Source organism: Xanthobacter aminoxidans, from assembly GCF_023571765.1.
GTDB classification, from domain to species: domain Bacteria; phylum Pseudomonadota; class Alphaproteobacteria; order Rhizobiales; family Xanthobacteraceae; genus Xanthobacter; species Xanthobacter aminoxidans.
The window spans coordinates 413428-437053 of the sequence record NZ_JAMJXC010000003.1 but is presented as its reverse complement, the minus strand read 5'-3'; the positions used below and the strand labels follow the sequence as shown (position 1 = coordinate 437053).

Genomic DNA, 23626 nt, shown 5'->3' with positions numbered 1-23626 from the left:
GCCATGCAAGATCCTTCCGCCTTCACGCTCTCCGGCCGAGACCTCATCGGCATCGAAGGGCTTTCCGCCGGCGAGATCACGGGTCTGCTCGACCTCGCCGAGGAGTTCGTCGAACTCAACCGGCAGATCGAGAAGAAGCGCACGACGCTGCGCGGACGCACCCAGATCAACCTGTTCTTCGAGGCCTCCACCCGCACCCAGTCCTCGTTCGAGATCGCGGGCAAGCGGCTCGGCGCCGACGTGATGAACATGTCGGTCGCCTCCTCTTCGGTGAAGAAGGGCGAGACGCTCATCGACACCGCCATCACGCTGAACGCCATGCACCCGGACATCCTTGTCGTCCGGCATCACGCCTCGGGCGCGGTGGCGCTTCTGGCGCGCAAGGTGGATTGCTGCGTGGTGAATGCCGGCGACGGCGCCCACGAGCACCCCACCCAGGCGCTGCTGGACGCCCTGACCATCCGCCGCAACAAGGGGCGCATCCAAGGACTGACGGTCGCCATCTGCGGGGATGTGCTCCATTCGCGCGTGGCGCGCTCCAACATCGCGCTCCTCAACACCATGGGCGCCAAGGTGCGCGTGGTGGCGCCTTCGACCCTCCTGCCTTCCGGCGTGGAGAGCCTCGGCGTCGAGGTCTTCCGCACCATGGAGGCGGGGCTGGAAGGGGCGGACATCGTGATGATGCTGCGCCTCCAGCGCGAGCGCATGGCCGGCTCCTTCATCCCCTCGGTGAAGGAGTATTTCCACTATTTCGGCCTCGACGAGGCCAAGCTGCGCTACGCCGCGCCCGACGCACTGGTGATGCACCCCGGCCCCATGAACCGCGGCGTGGAGATCGACTCCGCCATCGCGGACGGGGCGCAGTCCCTCATTCGTGAGCAGGTGGAGATGGGCGTCGCCGTGCGCATGGCGGTGCTCGATTCCCTCGCGCGGAAGCTTCCCAATGCGTAACGGCCGCTCCCATTCCAACGATTCCCGGCCGCTGCTGCTCGCCAATGCGCGGGTGATCGACCCCTCGCGCGGCGCGGACTTCCATGGCGATGTCTTCCTCGCCGACGGCGTGGTGAAGGACGCCGGCTTCGGCATCGCCGCCGCCGGCATCCCTGATGGCGCCGAGGTGGTGGATTGTGCCGGGGCGGTGGTCGCGCCCGGCCTCGTGGACATGCGCGCCTTCGTGGGCGAGCCCGGCGCCGAGCATCGCGAGACGCTGGCCTCGGCGAGCCACGCGGCGGCGGCGGGCGGTGTCACCACCATCATCTGCCAGCCGGATACGGACCCGGCGGTGGACGATCCGGCCATCGTGGACTTCATCCTGCGCCGGGCGCGGGACACGGCGGTGGTGCGGGTGCATCCCATGGCCGCCATCACCAAAGGCCTCGAAGGCCACGAGATGACCGAGATCGGTCTGCTTCAGGCCGCCGGCGCCGTCGCCTTCACCGATGGCCACAAGTCCATCATGAACGCCCAGGTGTTGCGCCGCGCGCTCACCTATGCCCGCGATTTCGACGCCCTCCTGGTGCACCACACCGAGGACGCCTCCATGTCGCAGGGGGCGATGAACGAGGGGGCCTTCGCCTCTCGCCTCGGCCTCTCCGGCAATCCGAAGGCGGCCGAGACCATCATCCTCGAACGCGACGTGCGGCTCGTGGGCGCGGCGCGCTCGCGCTACCACGCGGCGGCGCTCACCTGCGCCGAATCGCTGGAGGTGCTGGAGCGGGCCAAGGCCGCCGGGCTGCCGGTCACCGCCTCGGTCAGCATCAACCACCTCTCGTTCAACGAGCTGGATATCGGCGCCTACCGCACCTATTTCCGCCTCGCCCCGCCCCTGCGCGGGGAAGAGGACCGGCAGGCGCTGATCCGCGCGCTGGCCTCCGGCCTGCTGGACGTGGTGGTCTCCGACCATCTGCCGCAGGACGTGGAGGGCAAGCGCCTGCCCTTCTCGGAAGCCGAGCCCGGTGCCATCGGGCTGGAGACGCTGCTCTCCGCCGCGCTGCGCCTCGTCCATTCCGATCAGGTGGACCTCGTGAACCTGCTCGCCGCCCTCTCCACCCGGCCGGCGCAGATTCTGGGTCTGGATGCCGGAACGCTCCGGCCCGGCGCGGCGGGGGACGTGATCGTGTTCGATCCGGGCATGCCCTATGTGCTCGATCCCCGCTCCCTGAAGTCGCGTTGCCGGAACACGCCGTTCGACGAGGCGCGCCTCGACGGGCGGGTGCTGCGGACCGTCGTTGCCGGGCGCACCGTCTACGAATACGTTTGACCCACCGTGACCTGTGCCGTCCCGCCGCGGCGGCGCGGCGAGATCGTTCGAGGTGCGCATGCCTGATACCCCGCCCGCGCTCGTGCTGCTGATCGCGCTCGCGTTCGGCTACCTGCTCGGCTCGGTCCCGTTCGGGCTCCTCCTCACGCGATTTGCCGGCACCAAGGACCTGCGCACCATCGGCTCCGGCAACATCGGCGCCACCAATGTGCTGCGCACCGGTCGCAAGGATCTCGCCGCCGCCACCCTTGTGCTGGACGCGCTGAAAGGCACTGCGGCCGTGCTGGTCGCCCGCCATTTCGCCGGAGAGACGGCCGCCATGGCGGCGGCGGTCGGCGCCTTCCTCGGCCACATCGCGCCGGTCTGGCTGCGTTTCAAGGGCGGCAAGGGCGTCGCGACCTTCCTGGGCGTCACCATCGGGCTGTTCTGGCCCGCCGCCATCGCCTTCGCGGTGGTGTGGCTGGGGGCGGCCTATTTCACGCGCTATTCCTCTTTGTCCGCGCTCATGGCGTCGGTTGCCACGGTCATCGCGGCCATGGGCCTCGGGCACAACAATCTCGCCGTGCTGCTCGCCGTGCTCGCCATCCTGCTGTGGCTGAAGCACCACGAGAACATCCGCCGGCTGCTGGAAGGCACCGAGGGCAAGATCGGCGCGAAGGGCTGAGGCGACATGGCGCGGGGCAGGGCACAGGGTCCCGCCAGCGGGCCGTCGAAGGGCGAATTGCTCGGGCCAGAGCAGCGCCGCGACTGGCTGCGGCTGATCCGCACCGAGAATGTCGGCCCGCGCACCTTCCGCGCCCTCATCAACCAGTTCGGCGGTGCCGGGGCGGCCCTGGAGGCCCTGCCCTCCCTCGCCCGGCGCGGCGGACGGCTGATGCCGCCGCACACGCCCACCATCGCCGAGGCGGACGCCGAGATGGAGGCGCACGCCCGTATGGGCGCCCGGCTGGTCGCGCTCGGCGAGCGTGACTATCCCCCTGCCCTCGCCGCCCTCGACGATGCGCCGCCGCTGATCTCCGTGCGCGGCGAGGCCGAGGTCCTGCGCCGGCCCATGGTCGGCATCGTCGGCGCCCGCAACGCCTCGGCCGCCGGCCGCACCTTCGCGGCGCGCCTCGCCCGTGACCTCGCGGCGGGTGGCTGGGTGGTGGTGTCCGGCCTCGCGCGCGGCATCGATGCGGCCGCCCACGAGGCGAGCCTCGACGGGGGCACGGTGGGCGTGTTCGCCGGCGGGCTGGCCAAGCCCTACCCGCCCGAAAATCTCGGCCTGATGGACAAGGTGGCCTCGACCGGTGCCCTCGTCTCCGAGATGCCCATCAGCTGGGAGCCTCGCGCCCGCGACTTTCCCCGCCGCAACCGGCTGGTTTCGGGCATGAGCCTCGGCGTCGTGGTGGTGGAGGCGGCGGAGCGCTCCGGTTCGCTGATTACCGCGCGGCTCGCCGCCGAGCAGGGGCGCGAGGTGTTCGCCGTGCCCGGCTCGCCGCTCGATCCCCGTGCGGGCGGCACCAACCGCCTGCTGAAGCGCGGCGCGACCCTCGTCACCGAGGCCGCCGATGTGATCGAGGTGCTCACCCCCATCGCCGGGCGGCGCGAGGAACCGGTGGTGGAGGCGGAGGCGCCGTTCGTGCCGGCGGGGCCGGTCACGCCGGGGGACGATGCACGTGCCCGCGTGATCTCGCTGCTCGGCCCGGTGCCGACGCCGACCGACGATCTGGTCCGCCTGTCCGGTTGCACGGTCGCGGAAGTCCAGATCGTGCTGCTGGAGCTTGAGCTTGCCGGACGCCTCGACCGCCCGGGCACCGGGCGGGTTGCGCTCAAATAGGGGCGGAGCGGCTCACCGCCGCTCGGCGTCGGTGCTCCCCGGTCCGCGGGACGATACGTTGTCGGCCAACGCGCGCGCCTCCTGACGCGCCATATCGAGCACAAGGCGAGGGTACTGAACCCGTGGTTGCGGGCGAGACGTGACAATTCGGCGGTAATGGCGGCGACATAGGCAGCCGTCGCGGCCGCATCGTCGGCGATGTCGACGGGAGACCGTTCGGTCATGTCGGTTCCAAGCCCCGGTTGGTATCTGAGACTGGTCTTAAAGATTGAGCTCGATATTGAAACATACTCTGGGTTGTACTTTCATCAAACCCGGCGGCTGAGCCTGAAGGGGGGCACCATTTGACAGGCGCCCCTTGGCTCCCCATGTTGCGGCGCTCTCGGCGTCGCGATCCTCTTGCTGGGGTGAGCGATCGCGATCAGACGCCGGGCATCGGAGCCGGAGCTTCACGCTTCGCTCCCGGGATACCAAACGGTATCGCGGGATGCTCCCTCCCCTTTCCAAGGCCGCGCAATGGGGCGGCGGCCCTTGATTGAGACACGGTTCGTCATGCAGGTCGTCATCGTCGAATCGCCGGCCAAGGCGAAGACGATCAACAAATATCTCGGTCCCGGCTACGAGGTCATCGCCTCCTACGGCCACGTTCGCGACCTCCCGTCGAAGGACGGGTCGGTGGATCCGGACGCCGACTTCCGCATGCTGTGGGACGTGGACCCCAAGGCGCAGAAGCGGCTCAACGAGATCGCCGCCGCCGTGAAGGGGGCCGATGGCCTGATCCTCGCCACCGACCCGGATCGCGAAGGCGAGGCCATCTCCTGGCACGTGCTGGAGGTGCTGCGGCAGAAGAAGGCGCTCAAGGGCCAGAAGGTCGAGCGCGTGGTCTTCAACGCCATCACCAAGCAGGCGGTGCTGGAAGCCATGAAGGCGCCGCGCGATATCGACGTGGCGCTGGTGGACGCCTATCTCGCCCGCCGCGCCCTCGATTATCTCGTGGGCTTCACCCTCTCCCCCGTGCTGTGGCGCAAGCTGCCCGGCGCGCGCTCCGCCGGCCGTGTGCAGTCGGTGGCGTTGCGCCTCGTCTGCGACCGCGAGCGGGAGATCGAGACCTTCGTCCGCAAGGAATACTGGTCCATCCTCGCCCGGCTCGCGACGCCGCGGAACGAGGAGTTCGAGGCCCGCCTTTCCGGCGCCGACGGCAAGAAGATCACCCGCCTCTCGGTGGGCACGGCGGAGGAGGCCAAGGCCTTCCGCGAAGCGCTGGACAGCGCGGCGTTCCGGGTGCGCTCGGTCGAAGCCAAGCCCATGAAGCGGCATCCCCAGCCGCCCTTCACCACCTCCACCCTGCAGCAGGAGGCGAGCCGCAAGCTCGGCCTCGCGCCGGCCCGCACTATGCAGATCGCCCAGCGCCTCTATGAGGGTGTGGACGTGGGCGGCGAGACGGTGGGTCTCATCACCTACATGCGAACCGACGGCGTGGACATGGCCCCCGAGGCCGTCGCCGCCACCCGCGATGCCATCGGCAAGCAGTTCGGGCCGAAGTACCTGCCCGGCGTGCCGCGCAAGTACACCACCAAGGCCAAGAACGCGCAGGAGGCCCACGAGGCCATCCGGCCCACCGACCCGTCGCGTCATCCGCGGGATGTGGCCCGCTATCTCGATGGCGAGCAGGCCAAGCTCTATGAGCTGATCTGGATCCGCACGGTCGCGAGCCAGATGGAATCGGCCGAGCTGGAGCGCACCACGGCGGACATCGAGGCGAAAGCCGGTGCCCGCACGCTGGACCTAACCGCCACCGGCACCGTGGTAAAGTTCGACGGCTTCCTTACCCTCTACCGCGAGGGCAAGGACGACGAGGACGACGACGAGGAGAGCCGTCGCCTTCCGGCCATGAGTGCCAACGAGGCCCTGGCCAAGCGCGACATCAACACCACCCAGCACTTCACCGAGCCGCCGCCGCGCTATTCGGAAGCCTCGCTGGTGAAGCGCATGGAGGAGCTGGGCATCGGCCGCCCCTCCACCTATGCCGCCGTGCTCGCGGTGCTGCGCGACCGCGAATATGTGAAGCTCGACAAGAAGAAGCTGGTGCCGGAGGACAAGGGCCGGCTCGTCACGGCCTTCCTCGAAAGCTTCTTCAAGCGCTACGTGGAATACGATTTCACTGCCGACCTCGAAGAGAAGCTCGACGAGGTTTCCGCGGCCGAACTCGACTGGAAGGAGGTGCTGCGCGCCTTCTGGCAGGATTTCCACGCCGCCATCGAGGCCACCAAGGACCTGCGTGTGTCGCAGGTGCTGGACGCCCTCGACGAGATGCTGACCGCCCACATCTTCCCGCCCACCGAGGACGGGACAGACCCGCGCCTGTGCCCCACCTGCGGCACCGGCCGGCTCTCGCTGAAGATGGGCAAGTTCGGCGCCTTCATCGGCTGCTCCAACTACCCCGAGTGCCGCCACACCCGTCCGCTCACCGGCGACAATGCGCAGGAAGGCGACGGCACCCGCGTGCTCGGCCTTGATCCGGACTCGGGCGAGGAAGTCACCATCCGCTCCGGCCGCTTCGGCACCTATCTCCAGCTCGGAGAGGGCAAGGAAGGCGAGAAGCCCAAGCGCTCGTCGCTGCCCAAGGGCCTCGCCCCGGCGGACGTTGACCTTGAAACCGCACTGAAGCTGCTGGCCCTCCCGCGCGAGATCGGCCTCCATCCGGAGGATCGCGAGCCCATCCTCGCCGGCATCGGGCGCTATGGACCCTATGTCCAGCACGGGCGCACCTACGCCAACATCGAGGACGGCGACGACATCCTCGCCATCGGCCTCAACCGGGCGGTGGCGCTGATCGCGGAGAAGCAGTCCAAGGGTCGTGGTGGGCGCGGCGGCACGCCGGCCGGGCGGGTCGTCGGCGATCATCCGACGCTGGGCGGGCCGATCACCGTGCGGCCGGGCCGCTTCGGGCCTTACGTGAACCACGGCAAGGTCAACGCGACCCTGCCCAAGTCCACCGATCCCGAAACGCTGACGCTGGAACAGGCGGTGCAGCTCATCGACGCCAAGGCGGCGTCTTCGCCGGCCAAGCCCGCGCGTGGCGGCGCCCGCAAGGCGGCTTCGGCGGATGGCGAGAAGGCCGCGCCGAAGAAGGCCGCCGCGAAGAAGCCGGCGGCCAAAAAGCCGGCGACGAAAGCCGCGGCTCCCAAGAAGCCCGCCGCCAAGAAGGCAGCCGCAAGCAAGCCCGACGCGGCCGAATAGGCGCCGCGCCGTTCCGGCCGGGGCAGCATCACACGATGCTGCCCTCGCCCTCGCTGGCGTGGACCGACGTGCGCAGCGGCCGCTCCGGCAGGAACGCCAGCGCCACGGCCGCCAGCGCCGCCACCACCGTCATGGTGAGGAACACTCGGCTGAACGCGCTTGCGAGGCGCGCCGGGTCCGCGCTGCGCGCCAGGGTCTCGATATCCGCCGCCCCGCCCGTGGCCAGCGCGGCGAGAAGCACGGCGCCAAGCACGGCCACGGCCAGCGCCCCGCCGAGCTGGCGGAAGAAGGTCATGACGCCCGTGGTGGTGCCCATCAGATGCGGCTGCACTGCGTTCTGGATCGACACCGTGCAGACCGGCAGCGCCGTGCCCAAGCCCAGGCCGATGACGACGAACAGCGCCAGGGCCAGCGCCAGCGGCATGGCCGGAACCAGACCGATCGCGAGGAGTCCCGCGGATGCGAGCGTCAGCCCGGCGAGGGCCGGACGCTTGTAATGGGCAAGGCGCGCCATGGAGCGCCCGGAGAGCACGGCCCCCATCACCACGCCGCCCATGAAGGGGATGAGCCCCAGGCCCGACTGGGTGGCGGAGAGGCCGCGCGCCGTCTCGAAATAGAGCGGCACGAAGATGGACAGGCCGACCATTCCCCCGAATGCGAGGAACGAGGCGATCATGCCCCAGCCCACCACCTTGTCGGCGAGGAGGCCGAGGGGCAGGAACGGTTCCTCCGCCCACCGCATCCGCCAGATGAACAGGGCAACGAAAACCGCCGCGCCGGCGAACAGGCCGAGGATGGGCGGCGAGCCCCAGGGCAGACGCACACCACCCCAGCCGAGGGCGAGGAGCAGCATCAGGCTCGCCACCGCCATCAGCGCCGCGCCCAGATAGTCCATGGCATGGCGGCGCTCGTGGCGCGGCAGGTCGCGCAGCCGCCGTTCGGTGATGAGCAGCGCCACAAGGCCGATGGGCAGGTTGACCCAGAAGATGAGGGTCCAGCTGAGATATTGCGCAAACAGGCCGCCCAGCACCGGACCGGCAATGCTGGAGGCGGCGAACACGCCGGCGATCTGGGCCTGATAGCGCCCCCGTTCCCGCGGCGAGACCAGATCCGCGATGATGGTCTGCGACAGGGAGATGAGGCCCCCGCCGCCCAGCCCCTGCACCGCCCGCGCGATGATGAGGGCGAGCAGGTTCGGCGCCAGCGCGCACGCCACGGAAGCCGCCGAGAACACGGCGACAGCCGTCAGCAGCATCACCCGCCGCCCGTGGATGTCGCTCAGCTTGCCGTAGAGCGGCGTCGCCACCGTCGCGGTCAGGAGATAGGCGGTGACCACCCAGGAGAGGTTGGCGAAGTCGCCGAACGCATCGCCGATGGTCGGCAGGGCCGTGGCCACGATGGTCTGGTCCAGCGCGCCCAGCAGCATGGCCAGCATCAGGCCGAAGATGATGCGGCGGATCTCGGCGTGGCTGGGTGGGGTCTTCGCCCCTGACGAAGCGTGGGGCGACTGGGGATCGATCTGGTTCATCGGGGGAATCGAACGACGGCGGAGGGACGACCATGGGTCGCCCGTTGCCATCCGATTGCAAGGCCGACGGGACGGATGGGGCACCCCCATCCGCTCCCGCCCAGCTTCACGAGTGCGTGAAGGCGCACCCCGCCGACGCCTTACGCGACTGCGGCGATCGGGCTGCCCTCCGGCGCATCGGCGGCATTCTCGCCACGGCCCGGCGGCACCTCCTCGGTGACGGTCTCCGGCACGGGATCGGCTTCCACCTGCCGGTGGACCAGGCTGTGGATGAAGCCGACCTTCTCGATGACGCCCGGACCGAGGATGAACGGATAGGCATCGGACATGCCGAGGCAGCGGTTGAGATTGTTGAGCGCGAACGAGATGGGCAGCCAGGAATCCACCATCTGCTGGATGGCGCAGGCGCGATACGGGTTGAAATCCACCTCCGCGCCCAGCTCGCCGGTCCGGTCGAGCCGCGGCTGCACGCGCATGCCGAAGGCGCCCGCCATCTCCAGCGTATCCACGATGTGGATGTAGTGCTTGAACGTCTCGGCGAAGTCCTCCCACGGGTGGGCCGTGGCGTAGGCCGAGACATAGTTCATCTGCCAGTCGGGCTTGGGACCATTGGCGTAATAGGCCTGCAGCGCCTCGCCATAATCCACCGTCTCGTCGCCGAAGAGGGCGCGGAAGGCTTGGAGGCGACCGGCGTCGCGCACCAGCCGGTTCCAGTAATAATGCCCCGTCTCGTGGCGGAAATGGCCGAGCAGGGTCCGGTAAAGCTCGCCAAGCTCCCCCTTGCGATGCTCGCGCTCGGCGTCGTCTGCCTCCGCGAGGGCGATGGTGATGAGGCCCTCGTCGTGGCCGGTCATGATCTTCGGGGCCGAGCCGTCCGGATCGTCGGCGAGGAAGTCGAAGCAGAGGCCGCCCTCGCGGTCCTCGTTGTTCTCCAGCGGCAGGTTGAGGCGCAGGAGGGAATAGATGAGCCGGTGCTTTGCCACCTCCACCTTGCGCCACTTGCGCAGGTTTTCCGGCACCGTGAGGTCCGGCACCGTGCGGTTGTGGCGGCAGGCGAGGCAGAATTCGCCTTCCTCCTCCGCCGGCATCAGCCAGTTGCAGGCATCGAACGCCGCATTGGCGCAGAAGCGGTAGCGCTGCTCGCCGCCGCGACCGATGGCGCGCCACACGCTGCTCTCGGCATCCCCTTCGCGCTCCAGCGGCACCAGAGCGTTGGCTTGCGGGATGTAGCCGAGATCGTGGCCGCACTTCTCGCAGCGGCGGTTTTCGAAATACAGGAGCTGATCGCAGGCGGCACAGCGAAACAGGCGCATGATGGGTCTCCCCCCAAGCCAGCGGCCGTCCTTGTACGACGCCCGCCCGGGTGGCTCTTGAACCCGAGAAGCGCCGCGCGGTTCCCCGTTCACCGCTGGCTCAGGCAAGAAAGTGAGCCTTTCCCCGGCTCAAGTCCATTTCGCGCCTGCGAAACGCGCTCTGGGCGGGGATGACGGGTCGTCCGCCGCGCGGCATGATCCCTTCATGAGCAGCCGCAAAGCCCCCACCGCCCTCTTCACCATCGGCTACGAGCAGTCTACGCCCTCCGCCTTCCAGTCGGCGCTGGATGAGGCGAAGGTGGGCCTGCTGGTGGACGTGCGCGCCGTCGCGGCGTCACGCCGGCCGGGTTTCTCCAAGACGGCGCTGGCGGCGGGCATTGCCGAGCACGGCGTCGCCTATGTCCACCTCAGGACGCTGGGCACGCCCAAGGAGGGCCGGCTCGCGGCGCGCAGCGGCGACCATGACGCGCTGATGCGCATCTACGACGCTCACCTCGCCACCGATCCCGCCAAGGCGGCGCTGGAGGAATTGGCCGAGCTGGCGCAGGGCCGGCGCATCTGTCTCATGTGCTTCGAGCGCCATGTGGAGGGGTGCCACCGGCTGCGGCTCGCGCAATTCCTGTGCGAGCGGCTGGACATCGGCGTCACGCACCTTCAGCCGGCGCCGTTCTGAGCTGCCGCTCACCTTTGGCGGCGGCCTCGCGCGCCTCGGCGAGGAGGCGCGGCGTGTCCACGTCGAGGAAGGCGCCCTCCTCCGCCGCGACCGGCACTTCCGCCACCAGCTCGGCATTGGCGGCGAGGATGGCGCGGGCGCCCACATCCCCCTCCAGCGCCGCCAGCTCGGCGAAGAAGCGGCGCGACCACAACACCGGATGCCCCCGCTGCCCGCCCTCCACCGGCGCCGCGATGAGCCGACCCGAAGCAGGCGCATAGGCCGTCATCAGGCGGTCGAGCAGGCCGGGCGCGAGCAGCGGCATGTCGCCGAGCACCACCAGCGCGCCGGCCGCCGTCTCCGGCACTGCGGCAATGCCGGCGCGCAGCGAGGAGGCCATGCCCGTCGCATGATCGGGATTGTGGACGAATACGACCTCCAAACCCGCCAGCGCCGCCTCCACGCGGCCGCGCTCGTGCCCAGTCACGACGATCACCGGCCGCGCACGGGAGGCCAGCGCCGCCTCCGCCACGCGGCGTATCACCGGCCGTCCGCCCACTTCCGCGAGCAGCTTGTTGATGCCCTCCCCCATGCGCGAGGAGCGGCCGGCGGCGAGGATGACGGCGGCGAACCCGTCCTCCGCCTCGTCGCTCTCTGCGCGGGGATGGGGGCGGGCGGCGATATCCTGCAGCAGCCCGCCGGCGCCGAGCCGGGCGATGTCGCGGGCGCTCACCTCCAGCCCGGCGAGGAGGCGATGGAGGATGAAATCGAAGCCGTTCTCCTTCGGGCTGCGCGCGCAGCCCGGCGCGCCCAGCACCGGCACGGCGCCAAGCCGCCCCAGCATCAGGAGGTTGCCGGGGTCCACCGGCATGCCCAGCCGCTGGACTTCTCCGCCCGCCGCCACGAGCCCCGCGGGGATCACGTCGTTGCGGTCGGCGATGGCGGAGGCGCCGAAGACGATGACCAGTTCCGCACCGTCCGCCACCGCCTCCTTGAGTGCGGCGGCGAGGGCCGCCGTGTCATGGGGCAGGGTCTGGTGGGCGATGACCTCGGCCCCGGCGATCGCGAGGCGGGCGCGGGTGACGGCGAGCGTCTTCGCCACCACCTTGTCGGCGAGGCCCGGCAGCAGGGTGGAGAGCACCGCCACGCGCTTCAGCCGGAACGGCGCGATGGCGATCACGCCCTGTGCCGCCGCGGCGGCCGCCTCCACGAGCGCACCCGGGACGGCATAGGGGATGATCTTCACCGTCCCCACCATGTCGCCGGCCGCCACCGCGCTGAAGTCGCGCAGGGTGGCGAGGGTGATGGCTTCGTCCACCGCGTTGAAGGCGTCCAGCGCGGCATCCGAAATCCGCAGGACGCCGGCGGCGGCGGCGTAGAGATTGGCGCGGCCGGTGAAGGCCGTGTCGGGCCGCACGTTGGCGCCCGCCACCGCATCGGCGAGGCGACGCGCGGCGGCATCCTCGGCCACATCCCCCGGCTCCATGCGCGCCGCGACCACCTCGGCGATGCCGGCCGCCGCGAGACGGGCGATGTCGGCCGCCGTCAGGCGGGTGCCCTTCTTGATGGTGCCGCCGGGGAGCCGCACGGAATGGGCGGCGACGGCGCCTTCGGCCTCGGCGAGCGGCAGGGGGCCAAATCTCACGCCGCCGCTCCCGCCGTGGCGCTGGCACCGGTGCGCAGGGCGCGGATCACCTCGGCCAGCACCGCGACCGCGATCTCCGCCGGGCTGGAGGCGCCGATGTCCATGCCGATGGGCGCGTGGATGCGGCTGATGGCCTGCTGGGACAGCCCCGCCGCCGCGAGCCGTTCCACGCGCTTGGCGTGGGTACGCCGCGAACCGAGCGCGCCCACATAGAAGCACTCGGCCCGAAGGGCGGCGGCGATGGCCGGCTCGTCGATCTTCGGATCATGTGTGAGCGCCACCAGCGCGGTGAAGGGATCGAGCCCGTAGGCCGGCAGCGCCTCCTCCGGCCATTCGGCGATCACCGGCACATCCGGGAAGCGCTCGGGGGTGGCGAAGGCGGTGCGCGGATCGAGAATTGTCAGGTCGAATCCGGCGAGCCGCGCCATGGGCGCCAGCGCCTGGGAGATATGGACGGCGCCGATCACCAGCATCCGGGGCGGTGGCACATCCACCGCGAGGAAGACGCTGCCCTCCCCGGCCTTGCCGCTGCGACGCTCGGCCAGCGCCGCCGCGATCTCCGGCGCCAGCGGATCGGAGGCGAGGGTCGCGGCGGTGGCGAGCCTTTGGGCACCGGTGGCAAGCTCGGTCACGACGACCGCCGCGCGGCGGGCGGCGCGTTCCGCATTCAGGGCCGCGAGCAGGTCGAGACGCATGGTGGTCCTCCCTCAGGGAGCATCCGGATCATCTTCCCCACTGAATATAACGCTTGACGGCCTGCGTCACCGCCCGGTGTGCTCAGTCCACCGGCTCCACATAGACGGCGATCTTGCCGCCGCAGGAGAGGCCGACCTTCCAGGCGGTCTCGTCAGCGACGCCGAATTCCAGCGTGCGCGGCCTGCCTGCCGCGATCACCTCCGCCGCCTCGCTCACCACCGCGCCTTCGACGCAGCCGCCGGAGACCGAGCCGAGGAAATTGCCCTCCGCATCGATGACAAGGCGGCTGCCCACCGGGCGCGGTGCCGAGCCCCAGGTTTCCAGCACGGTGGCGATGGCCACCCCCCGGCCCTCGCGGCGCCAGCGCTCGGCGGCGGCGAGAACATCGCTGTCGGTCACGTCCATGGGCGGCTCCCGTATCGATTTGGCATCCCGGCAGGCTTCCCATATAGCTGTCCGCCGAGCCGATGCCGAACCCTCTCAACAAACTTGTGTCCTTGGCCGCCCGCGATCAAGGGACGCTGCGCACCGCCGACGACCTGATCGGCGCCGGCCTCGCCGCGCCGGACGCGCGCACCGCGCTGGAACAGGTGGCCGCCCGCTATGCCGTGGCGGTGACGCCCACGCTGGCCGCCGCCATCGACATGACGGACGCCGCCGACCCCATCGCCCGCCAGTTCGTGCCCGATGCCGCCGAGCTGAAGGTGCGCCCCGAGGAGTTGGCCGACCCCATCGGCGACGACGCCCATAGCCCCGTGCCGGGCGTGGTGCATCGCTACCCCGACCGGGCGCTCCTGAAGATCGTGGGCGTCTGCGCCGTCTATTGCCGCTTCTGCTTCCGCCGCGAGATGGTGGGGCCGGGTGCGGCCTCGCTTCTGTCGGACGATGCGCTGGAGCAGGCGTTCGCCTATTTCGCCGGGCATCCGGAGATCTGGGAAGTCATCCTCACCGGTGGCGATCCCTTCATGCTCTCGGCGCGGCGCATGGGCGAGGTAGTGGGGCGGCTTGCCGCCATCCCCCATGTAAAGATCGTGCGCCACCACACCCGCGTGCCCATCGCCGCGCCGGAGCGGGTGACGCCGGCCTTCGTCGCCGCGCTCAAGGCATCAGGCCTCACGCCCTATGTGGCGGTGCATGTGAACCATGCGCGGGAATTGACGCCCGCCGCCCGCGCCGCGCTGGCGCGGCTCGCCGATGCCGGCATTCCCCTGCTGTCGCAGACGGTGCTGCTGCGTGGGGTGAACGACAGCGTCGAGACATTGTCCGAGCTATTCCGCGCCCTCGTGGAATGCCGGGTGAAGCCCTATTACCTGCACCATCCCGACCTCGCCCCCGGCACCGGCCATTTCCGCCTGCCCATCGCCGAGGGGCAGGCGCTGGTGCGGGCGCTGCGCGGGCGCCTTTCCGGCATCGCGCAGCCGACCTATGTGCTCGATATCCCCGGCGGGGCCGGGAAAGTGCCGCTCACGCCGGGCCATCTGGCCGCGACCGAGGGCGGCTATCAGGTGAGCGACAATTGCGGCGGCCTGCACGCCTATGCCGATGAGGGAACAAATGGCTGAGCTTCGCCGCATCACCCAGCCCGGGCCGGTCGCCCCCCAGCGCATCGAGAGCGCGGTGGGTGCGCTGAAGGTGCTGGACTTCACCCTCCAGCCCGGCCTCACCATCAATGCCGCCATCTGCGGGCCGCTGCTGGACGCCGGAATGGGCGCGGCGCAGGTAGAGATTTCCGGCGGCGCCTTCGGCCCCTTCACCTATGTGATGCCCGCCGCCTCGCCCGACGACACCCACGCCGCATGGTACAGCCGCGCCTTCTCCCCCGAGGGCGTGACCAAGCTGGAGCGCGGCAACGTCACCTTCGGCCGGAAGGAGGGCGCGCCCTTCATCCATTGCCATGCCTTCTGGATCGAGCCGGACGGCACACGCCACGGCGGCCATGTGATGCCCCACGAGGCGGTCGTGGCCGAGCCCATCCGCGCCCGCGCCTATGGCGCCGCCGAGGTGGAGACATCAGCCGATTACGATCCCGAGACCAACTTCCCCCTCTTCACCCCCCATGCCGTGAACGCTCCGGCCGATGGCCCGCGCATCGCCTTCGCGCGGGTGCGGCCCAACACGGAGCTGTTCGGCGCGGTGGAAGACATCTGCCGCCGCCATGGCTTCAAGGGCGGGCGGCTGCGCGGCGGGGTGGGCAGCATCATCGGCGCGCGCTTCCATGATGCGCCGGAGGTGGAGGACTATGCCACCGAGGTGTTCGTGACCAACGGCGTGATCGCCCCCGATGTGACGGGCGCGCTGGTCGCCGACATCTCCCTCTCCCTCATCGGCCTCTCCGGCGTGCTCGCCGAGGGGCGGCTGGTGCGGGGGGAAAACCCTGTTCTCATCACCTTCGAGCTGGCGGTGGAAGAGACCGCCGGCTGAGGGGGCCGGACAGGGCTGTCACAAGGCCTTCCAGGCTTTTAAGGTCGTGGACGGGACGCATCTCGTCCACCTGCGGCAGCATGGCGGCGACGCCCTGCGCCTTCGGCTCGAACCCTTCGTAGCGCAAAAGCGGATTGAGCCAGACGAGCCGGCGGCAGGAGCGCTTGAGGCGGGCCATCTCGCCGGGCAGCGTATCGTCCACCTCCCGCTCCAGACCGTCGGTGAACAGCAGAACGACAGGGTTCTGCGCCGTTACCCGGCGCGACCACTCCACATTGAAGGCGCGCAGCGAGGCAGCGATGCGGGTGCCCCCCGCCCAGTCCCGCGCCGAGGCGGAGACGGCCGCCAGCGCCGCATCGGGATCGCGCCGCGCCAGCTGCCGGGTGACATTGGTGAGGCGCGTGCCGAACAGGAAGACGGACACCTTCCGCCGCGCCCCGAGCGCATGGAGGAAGGAGAGGATGGGACGGGAATAATCCGCCATGGAGCCGGAGATATCCACCAGCGCCACCACCGGCGGCGGCTTCTCCTTCGGGCCGCGATGCTTCAGCAGCACGAGGTCGCCGCCCGTCGCCACGGCGGCGCGTAGGGAGGCGCGCAGATCGAGCCGGCGGCCCTTCGGGTCGGGGATGAGCCGCCGCGTGCGGGCATAGTCGTCCGGCATCCGCAATTGCGCGATGCGGCGGCGCGCCTCGGCGAGTTCGGCGGCAGACATCTGGGCGAAATCCTTGGTGCGCAGCACGTCCTCGACGGAGGCGGAGAGGCGCGCCTCCACCTCCACGCGGGGCTTTTCCACCTGCCGCTCGGTGCCGACTCCGGCGAACAGCGCCTCCTCCACCCGCCGGAGCACGCTCTCGCGCTTCTGCTCGCGCTGCGGCACGGCCACCGGCGAGAGCATGGCGATGAGCCGTTCCTGATGCGCCCGACGGCGCCAGAACAGGCGGAAGGCCTGATCGAACACCACGCTGTCCTCGTGGCGCGACACGAAGAGGGCGTGGAGCGTCCAGTAGAAATCCTCGCGCGCGCCGACGCCCGCCATCTCCACCGCCGCCACCGCGTCGAGGATGCGGCCCGGCCCCACCTTCAGGCCGGCGGCGCGCAGGGCCCGGCCGAACCAGGCGATGTTCTCGGCGAGCCGCCCGTCTTCGGCGGCGGTCGCAGCGGTCACAGACGTCCCGTTCACTCCGCCGCGCGCGAGGCCTGCCGCGCCTCCTCGATGAGACGCTCGATGCGGGGCGCGTCGGTGCGGGCGATGTCGTCCTGATATTTGAGCAGCACGCCCAGCGTGTCGCCCACGAGGCCGGGATCGAGCGACACCGCGTTCAGTTCCACCAGCGCGGAGGCCCAGTCCAGCGTCTCGGCGACGCCGGGCACCTTGAACAGGTCTTCCTTGCGCAGCGCCTGCACGAAGGCCACCACCTCGGCCGAGAGCCGCGCGGGGGCGTCCGGCAGGCGGGTGCGCAGGATCGCCATCTCGCGGGTGGCGTCGGGATAGTCCACCCAGTGATAGAGGCAGCGCCGCTTGAGGGCGTCGTGGATTTCCCGCGTGCGGTTGGAGGTGAGGAGCACGATGGGCGGGGCGGCGGCCTTGATGGTGCCCAGCTCCGGGATCGTCACCTGATGGTCGGAGAGCACTTCCAGCAGGAAGGCCTCGAAGGCTTCATCCGTGCGGTCCAGCTCGTCCACCAGCAGGACGGGCGGGCCTTCGGCATGGGGCTCCAGCGCCTCCAGAAGGGGGCGGCGCAGCAGGTAACGGTCGGAGAAGATGTCGGCGGCGATGGCGCCCTTGTCGCTCTCGCCGGCGGCTTCCGCGAGGCGGATGGCGATCATCTGGGCGGCGTGGTTCCACTCGTAGACGGCGGCCGAAAGGTCCAGCCCCTCGTAGCATTGCAGGCGGATCAGGCGGCGCCCGAGGGCCGCGGCCAGCGCCTTCGCCACCTCGGTCTTGCCGACGCCGGCCTCGCCCTCCAGCAGCAGCGGGCGGCCCATGCGCAGCGCGAGGAAGACGACGGTGGAGAGCGCCCGGTCGGCCACATAGCCCTGCCCGGCCAGCAGCCGGCCGGTGTCGTCGATGGAGCCGGGCAAGGCGCCCCGTGTCGCGTCTGCGGTCATGGCGCGAGTAGAGCATGGGGCGGGAAACCGGCCAAGCGGGGGCAAGCCCCGTCGTCGGTCAGGCCGGATGGGCTGGCGCAGGCAGCGCCGGCAGCCCGTCCAGCAGCGCCTCAAGCTCGATCGGGCGGGAGAACAGGAAGCCCTGCGCGAAGCGGATGCCGCAATTGCGGACGCGTTCAAGCTGCCGCTCGGTCTCGATGCCTTCGGCGATGATGAGGACGCCGAGGTCGCGCAGCAGCGGCACCATGGCCTCCAGCATGTGCGGCTCGGTCCACGCCTCCTCGCGCAGGAAGGAGCGATCGATCTTGACGAAATCGACCTCGATCATGCCGAGCAAAGCGAGATTGGAGAAGCCGACGCCGAAATCATCGACCGCGATCTGCGCGCCGCGATGGCGCAGGCTGCGCAGCACCTCGCCGAGGGCCGGCGCGTCATAATCGAGCGCCTGGCGCTCGGTCAGCTCGAACACCACCTGGCAGAGCGCCAGCGGGCGCGTGCCGAAAGCCTCGTCTGCCATCTGCACGAGGCGCGTGTCGCTGAACTGGACGGGCGGCACGTTCACGGCGAGCGAGAAATCGGGAACCTTCTGCGACATATGGGAGAGATCCCGCGCCGCCTGCAGCAACACCCACCGCGTGGTGTCATGGATGAGGGGGCTGGTCTCGATCCAGGGGATGAAAGAGTTCGGCATCAGCACGCCGTGGCGGGCATGCCGCCAGCGCAACAGCGCTTCAGCTCCCACCCAGTTGCGCGACGCCACATCCACCAAAGGCAGGTAGGCGAGGAAGAAGTCCCCGCGCCGCAGGGCATTGCGCACCTGCCCCTCCACCGAAAGACGCCGCCGCACCAGAGACATGGGACCGAACCACAGCGCGATCCCCAACCCCGAGATCAGGCTGAGCTGTAGCGGCACGGTGGCCAGCCACTGGTGGACCAGGCTGGATTCCGGCACGTTGATGACAACCACCACCGGCCACTTGTGCGACTGAGCCTTGAGCTCCACGGGCGAGACGAACATGGACAGGACGCCGGCAACGGTCGCGTCGCCCGCGTCCTGCGGCGTCGCTGACATGGACCGGCCCAACTGGACGGAGAGCAGGCGATGCCGGACGCCCTCGTCCGCCTCCGGCGGGACCACCGCTTCAAGGAGGCAGGCCCCGTTGAGATCGAGCAGCAGCCTGCGACCGTCACCGAGGTCCAGAGGTATCTGCACCGGGTCCCGATCCGACATTCCGGCGCACAACTCGTCCAGGGAAACCGCCGACCGCACCGTACAGGCGTCGCCCTGCCGCCCCTGGAACTCAACATTCAGCAGGGGCGCCGTGCCCAATTGCTGCCTTAGGCCCCGAACACCTTCCGGGCTGCACAGATCTTTTGAGCGGCCGGCAGCATCACGCACCAGACCCGCAAGGCGGTCGAGGTTGCGGTCGGTCCATTGGGCGAGGTTGAGAGCCTGCGTGTGGTAGCGCTGGACGACCCCCGATCTCATCCTCTGGAAGTCGAGCATGAGATAGACGGCCGCGACGAGGCAGACGGTCGCGACGAACACGACAGGCACCATCATCTCGAGATGTTTCGGCCAGAGGCGCCGGCGCCAAGACTGCACGTCCCCCATCCCGCATCACCACCCCTAGTGGAACTTGTTTCTCCAAACCAAGGCCACGTTGTAATTGATCCGGGATGTACCAGAACACCTGAAACTACGCTAATCCTTTCCGTGCGGAAAGATCTGCGAGCTTTTTCAGCACGGTGAGGGTGCCCTTCAGCCGGTGCTCGGCGTTCGGCCAGTCGCGCAGGAACACGACCTTGAAGTCGGGGCGCACCTTGGCCTGATTGCCCTCGTTGGCAATGAGCTTCACGAGGCCCGAGGGGTCCGAGAACTCGTTGCCGCGGAAGGTGAGGACCACGCCCTTGGGGCCGGCGTCCACCTTCTCCACATTGGCCTTGCGGGCCAGCGCCTTGATCTGGGTGAGCTTCAGCAGCTGGCCCACCTCCTCCGGCGTGGGGCCGAAGCGATCCACCAGTTCGGCGCCGAAGGAGTCGATCTCGGCATCGTCCTGGATATCGGCGAGGCGCCGGTAGAGGGCGAGGCGGACGTGGAGGTCGGCCACGTAATCCTCGGGGATCAGCACCGGCATGCCGATGGTGATGTTGGGCGACCACTTGTCGTCCACATAGTCGGTGATGCCGGCCTTGATGTGGGCGATCGCCTCCTGGAGCATCTCCTGGTACAGCTCGTAGCCCACTTCCTTGATGTGGCCGGACTGCTCGTCGCCCAAGAGGTTGCCGGCGCCGCGGATGTCGAGGTCGTGGCTCGCCAGCTGGAAGCCAGCGCCCAACGTCTCCAGGGATTGCAGCACCTTCAGCCGGCGTTCCGCCTGCACCGTCACCGGCTTGGTGGCGGGCACGGTGAAGATGGCATAGGCGCGCGCCTTGGCCCGGCCGACGCGGCCGCGCAGCTGGTAGAGCTGGGCGAGGCCGAACATGTCCGCGCGGTGGACGATGAGCGTGTTGGCGTTGGGCACGTCGAGGCCACTCTCCACGATGGTGGTGGAGAGCAGCACGTCATACTGCCCATCGTAGAAGGCGGTCATGATGTCTTCGAGCGCGCCGGCGGCGAGCTGGCCGTGGGCCACCGCCACCTTCACCTCGGGCACCGAGGCGGCCAGAAACTCCCGCACCTCGGCGAGGTCCTCGATTCGCGGCACCACATAGAAGCTCTGGCCGCCGCGATAGCGCTCGCGCAGCAGCGCCTCGCGCACCACCAGCGGATCGAACGGCGTGATGAAGGTGCGCACCGCGAGGCGGTCCACCGGCGGGGTGGCGATGATGGAAAGCTCGCGCACGCCGGTCATGGCCAGCTGCAGCGTACGGGGAATGGGCGTGGCGGTCAGCGTCAGCACATGCACCTCGGCGCGCAGCTGCTTCAGCCGCTCCTTGTGGGCGACGCCGAAATGCTGCTCCTCGTCGACGATGACGAGGCCGAGATCCTTGAAGGCGATGCCCTTGCCCAGCAGCGCGTGGGTGCCGACCACGATATCCAGCGTGCCGTCGGCAATGCCCTTCTTGACCGCGGTGAGGTCCTTGCCCGTCACCATGCGGGAAGCCTGCCCCACCTGAACCGGCAGGCCCTTGAAGCGGTCGGAGAAGGTCTTGAAATGCTGGCGGGCGAGGAGCGTGGTGGGCACCACCACCGCCACCTGCTTGCCGGAGAGCGCCACCGCGAAGGCGGCGCGCAGGGCCACTTCCGTCTTGCCGAAGCCCACGTCGCCGCAGATCAGCCGGTCCATGGGGTGGCCGGAGGCGAGGTCGTCCAGCACCGAGTCGATGGCGGCTTCCTGGTCGTCCGTTTCCTCATAGGGGAAGCGGGCGCGGAACTCGTCATAGAGGCCCATGGCCGGCACCAGCTTGGGCGCCTCGCCGAGCTGGCGCTGGGCGGCGATCTTGATGAGTTCGGACGCCATCTCGCGGATGCGCTTCTTCATCCGCGCCTTGCGCTGCTGCCAGGCGCCGCCGCCCAGCTTGTCCAGCTGCGCTTCGGTCTCCTCCGAGCCGTAGCGGCTCAGGAGTTCGAGATTTTCCACCGGCAGGAACAGCTTGTCGCCGCCGGCATAATGCAGCTCCAGACAATCATGGGGTGCGCCCATGGCCTCGACGGTCTTCAGGCCGATGAAGCGGCCGATGCCGTGGTCCACATGCACCACGAGGTCGCCGGCGGTGAGCGCGGTCAGTTCCGTGAGCACATCCTGCGGGCGGCGCGCCTTGCGCTTGGGGCGCACGAGGCGGTCGCCGAGGATGTCCTGCTCGCCGATGACGGCGAAGTCCGGCGTCTCGAAGCCAGCTTCCACGCCGAACACGGCGAGCGCCGCCTGGGTCTTCGGCAGGGCGGCGAGGCTGTCGAAGCGGGAGATGGCGGCGCAGCCCTTCAGGCCATGGTCGGCGAGCACCGTGCCGAGCCGCTCGCGCGAGCCTTCCGACCAGCCGGCGAGGATGACCTTCTTGGACTTCTGCAAATCCCTGACATGGGCGATGGCGGCGTCGAAGACGTTGGCGTCCTGGTCCGCCCGCTCGGCCGCGAAGGAGCGGCCCTGCACACCGCCGAGATCGATGACCTTGCCCGCCCCGCCTTCCGGCACGGCGAACGGCGAGAGGCGCGCGAGGCGCATGCCGGCGAGGGCCTTGGACCATTCCGGGCCTTGCAGATAGAGCCGGTCCGGCGGCAGCGGATTGTAGATCGGTCCGCCGCTGAGGTCCTGCGCCTGCCGGCGGGCGTCGTAATAGTCGGCGATCTGGGCGATGCGCTCGCCGCCAGCTTCCTCGGCCAGCGGATCGAGCAGCAAAGTGCCGCCTTCCAGATAGTCGAACAGCGTGTCCATGCGCTCATGAAAGAGCGGCAGCCAATGCTCCATGCCGGCGTGGCGGCGGCCTTCGCTCACGGCTTCATAGAGGGTGTCGCCCTTCTGGGCGGCGCCGAACTGGGCGATGTAGGCCATGCGGAAACGGCGCATGGTGTCGGTGGTCAGCTGGAACTCGGCCATGGGCACCAGCTCCAGCGCGCGGAGCTGGGAGGTGGTGCGCTGGGTCTCGGGATCGAAGGCGCGGATGCTCTCCAGCGTGTCGCCGAAGAAATCGAGCCGGATGGGCGCGTCGAGTCCGGGCGGGAACAGGTCGATGAGGCCGCCGCGCACCGCATATTCGCCGGTGTCGCGCACGGTGGGGGTGCGCAGGAAGCCGTTCTGCTCGGCCCACTCGGTGATGCCGTCCAGCGCGATGGCATTGCCCGGGGCCGCCACCAGCGACTGCGACGCCAACAGCCCCTTGGCCGGCACGCGCTGCACCGTGGCGTTGACGGTGGTCAGCAGCACGCTCGCCGCCCCGCCCTTGATGCGGGCGAGCTTCGCCAGCGCCGCCATGCGCCGCGCCACGATGGAGGCGTTGGGCGAGGCCCGGTCGTAGGGCAGGCAATCCCACGAGGGGAAGGAGATCACCTCCAGCTCAGGGGCGAAGAAGGCGAGGCCCCGCTCCAGCGCCGCCATGCGCTGGCCGTCGCGGCAGACCACCGTCAGGCTCGGCCAGGGTGCGTTCTTGCCCGCCGCGATGGAGCGCGCGAGGTCCGCGACCACCATGCCCTCCATGCCGTCGGCGACGCGCGAGAGGGTCAGCGGCCGGCCTTCGGCCAGCACGTCGGCGATGGGCAGGGGACGCTTCAAGACAGGAACTCCGGAAGGACGGCGGGGGCGGAAGATCAGCCCGGCAAGATCAGCCGAGCAAGATCAGCCCGGCAGCCCGCGGCCCGAGAAATGGAAGGCGCAGATCTTGCGGAACAGCTCGGTGTCGAATTCCGGCGGGATCGGCTCGGTGCCGCTCACCCAGGCGAAGACCTTCTGGTCCTCGGGCTCCAGCAGCTCCTCGAAATCAGCGAGTTCCGCGTCCGACAGCGCGGTGATCTCGGCATCGGCGAAGCCGCCGAGAATGAGGTCCATCTCGCGCATCCCGCGATGGCGGGCCCGGAACAGGACGCGGCGGCGCCGCTCGTCGAGGCCGTCGCTGGACCTGATGATGCCGGACATGAGGGGACCTCCAAAGCAAGGCGACGGCCGGGCCCTGCGGCCCGTCCGACACCGGCATATAGGGGCTTGTCCCCCGTCTTGGCCAGTAGGCACGGGGGATGGCGGCTGGTCGCGGCGGGATTTGCCGGCGCCGATAGGCCTCCTCTCCCGCGAAGGGAGAGGGGCAAAACCGCCCACGGGGCGACAGCGGCGAAGCGGCTGGCCCGCGACACCGGCCGAACTCCCTCTCCCCTTGCGGGAGAGGGCTGGGGTGAGGGGTGAAGGATGCCGGACGGGGCGGGATTGCCGGGGGTCACCGCCAGTGGGCCGACGGGAAAACTCTTCCTCACCGTCGCGCGCATTGGCGGCGATACCCCCCTCACCCGTCTCG

18 protein-coding genes are annotated in these 23626 nt (G+C 69.8%); 8 read left to right on the top strand and 10 right to left on the bottom strand.

Annotated elements, in window-relative coordinates:
• Nucleotides 1–3 precede the first annotated feature (3 nt).
• The 5 genes from EJ105_RS07470 (at nucleotide 4) to topA (ending at nucleotide 7319) form a co-directional block, all read left to right on the top strand.
• Complete coding sequence (locus tag EJ105_RS07470) at nucleotides 4–951, top strand: aspartate carbamoyltransferase catalytic subunit (protein WP_024278937.1); 948 nt, start codon at nucleotides 4–6, stop codon at nucleotides 949–951.
• Nucleotides 944–2260: a dihydroorotase gene (locus EJ105_RS07465; RefSeq protein WP_250165812.1), complete on the top strand. Its 1317-nt coding sequence runs from the start codon at nucleotides 944–946 to the stop codon at nucleotides 2258–2260. Before EJ105_RS07470 ends, EJ105_RS07465 begins: the two co-directional genes overlap by 8 nt.
• 58 nt (nucleotides 2261–2318) lie before the next feature.
• Nucleotides 2319–2924: a glycerol-3-phosphate 1-O-acyltransferase PlsY gene (plsY, locus tag EJ105_RS07460; protein WP_250165811.1), complete on the top strand. Its 606-nt coding sequence runs from the start codon at nucleotides 2319–2321 to the stop codon at nucleotides 2922–2924.
• A gap of 6 nt (nucleotides 2925–2930) precedes the next feature.
• A complete protein-coding gene (dprA, locus tag EJ105_RS07455) occupies nucleotides 2931–4079 on the top strand; it encodes a DNA-processing protein DprA (RefSeq protein ID WP_250165810.1) in 1149 nt (382 codons plus the stop codon).
• A gap of 552 nt (nucleotides 4080–4631) precedes the next feature.
• The gene (gene topA / locus EJ105_RS07450; RefSeq protein WP_250165856.1) at nucleotides 4632–7319 is read left to right on the top strand and encodes a type I DNA topoisomerase; all 2688 of its coding nucleotides are present in this window, start codon (nucleotides 4632–4634) and stop codon (nucleotides 7317–7319) included.
• 28 nt (nucleotides 7320–7347) lie between these two features.
• Here the strand turns inward: topA and EJ105_RS07445 are convergent, their stop codons facing one another.
• Together EJ105_RS07445 and EJ105_RS07440 are read right to left on the bottom strand one after the other, a co-directional pair.
• Nucleotides 7348–8847: an MDR family MFS transporter gene (locus tag EJ105_RS07445; protein ID WP_250165809.1), complete on the bottom strand. Its 1500-nt coding sequence runs from the start codon at nucleotides 8845–8847 to the stop codon at nucleotides 7348–7350.
• A 140-nt stretch (nucleotides 8848–8987) separates the two neighbouring features.
• A complete protein-coding gene (locus EJ105_RS07440; RefSeq protein WP_029558613.1) occupies nucleotides 8988–10160 on the bottom strand; it encodes a zinc-binding metallopeptidase family protein in 1173 nt (390 codons plus the stop codon).
• Nucleotides 10161–10365: 205 nt separating this feature from the next.
• Between EJ105_RS07440 and EJ105_RS07435 the strand changes: the two genes are divergently transcribed.
• On the top strand, nucleotides 10366–10833 hold the full coding sequence (locus tag EJ105_RS07435) for a DUF488 domain-containing protein (RefSeq protein ID WP_250165808.1): 468 nt from the start codon (nucleotides 10366–10368) through the stop codon (nucleotides 10831–10833).
• On the opposite strand, the gene EJ105_RS07430 is transcribed toward EJ105_RS07435, so the two are convergent.
• The 3 genes from EJ105_RS07430 to EJ105_RS07420 form a co-directional block, all read right to left on the bottom strand.
• Nucleotides 10805–12457 carry an NTP transferase domain-containing protein gene (locus tag EJ105_RS07430; protein WP_250165807.1) on the bottom strand — a complete coding sequence of 551 codons (1653 nt, stop codon included), beginning with the start codon at nucleotides 12455–12457 and terminating at the stop codon, nucleotides 10805–10807. The genes EJ105_RS07435 and EJ105_RS07430 overlap by 29 nt on opposite strands.
• Complete coding sequence (locus tag EJ105_RS07425; RefSeq protein ID WP_250165806.1) at nucleotides 12454–13152, bottom strand: XdhC family protein; 699 nt, start codon at nucleotides 13150–13152, stop codon at nucleotides 12454–12456. The genes EJ105_RS07430 and EJ105_RS07425 overlap by 4 nt, the downstream gene beginning before the upstream one ends.
• Nucleotides 13153–13234: 82 nt before the next feature.
• Entirely contained in the window at nucleotides 13235–13558 is a 324-nt protein-coding gene (locus EJ105_RS07420) for an XdhC family protein (protein ID WP_029558617.1), read from the bottom strand.
• Between the two features lie 62 nt (nucleotides 13559–13620).
• Here EJ105_RS07420 and EJ105_RS07415 point away from each other — a divergent pair, with 62 nt between their 5' ends.
• A complete protein-coding gene (locus EJ105_RS07415; protein WP_250165805.1) occupies nucleotides 13621–14715 on the top strand; it encodes a lysine-2,3-aminomutase-like protein in 1095 nt (364 codons plus the stop codon).
• The gene (locus EJ105_RS07410; RefSeq protein WP_250165804.1) at nucleotides 14708–15574 is read left to right on the top strand and encodes a PPC domain-containing DNA-binding protein; all 867 of its coding nucleotides are present in this window, start codon (nucleotides 14708–14710) and stop codon (nucleotides 15572–15574) included. Before EJ105_RS07415 ends, EJ105_RS07410 begins: the two co-directional genes overlap by 8 nt.
• Here the strand turns inward: EJ105_RS07410 and EJ105_RS27980 are convergent.
• From EJ105_RS27980 to EJ105_RS07385, 5 genes are all read right to left on the bottom strand, one after another.
• The gene (locus EJ105_RS27980) at nucleotides 15537–16742 is read right to left on the bottom strand and encodes a vWA domain-containing protein (protein ID WP_250165803.1); all 1206 of its coding nucleotides are present in this window, start codon (nucleotides 16740–16742) and stop codon (nucleotides 15537–15539) included. The two genes, EJ105_RS07410 and EJ105_RS27980, sit on opposite strands and share 38 nt — an antisense overlap.
• 11 nt (nucleotides 16743–16753) lie before the next feature.
• Nucleotides 16754–17686: an AAA family ATPase gene (locus EJ105_RS07400; RefSeq protein ID WP_250165802.1), complete on the bottom strand. Its 933-nt coding sequence runs from the start codon at nucleotides 17684–17686 to the stop codon at nucleotides 16754–16756.
• A 58-nt stretch (nucleotides 17687–17744) separates the two neighbouring features.
• On the bottom strand, nucleotides 17745–19250 hold the full coding sequence (locus EJ105_RS07395; protein ID WP_250165801.1) for an EAL domain-containing protein: 1506 nt from the start codon (nucleotides 19248–19250) through the stop codon (nucleotides 17745–17747).
• A 136-nt stretch (nucleotides 19251–19386) separates the two neighbouring features.
• A complete protein-coding gene (mfd, locus tag EJ105_RS07390; RefSeq protein ID WP_250165800.1) occupies nucleotides 19387–22896 on the bottom strand; it encodes a transcription-repair coupling factor in 3510 nt (1169 codons plus the stop codon).
• Between the two features lie 63 nt (nucleotides 22897–22959).
• Nucleotides 22960–23256, bottom strand: a complete 297-nt coding sequence (locus EJ105_RS07385) for an FAD assembly factor SdhE (RefSeq protein WP_024278918.1) — start codon at nucleotides 23254–23256, stop codon at nucleotides 22960–22962.
• Nucleotides 23257–23626: the final 370 nt, after the last annotated feature.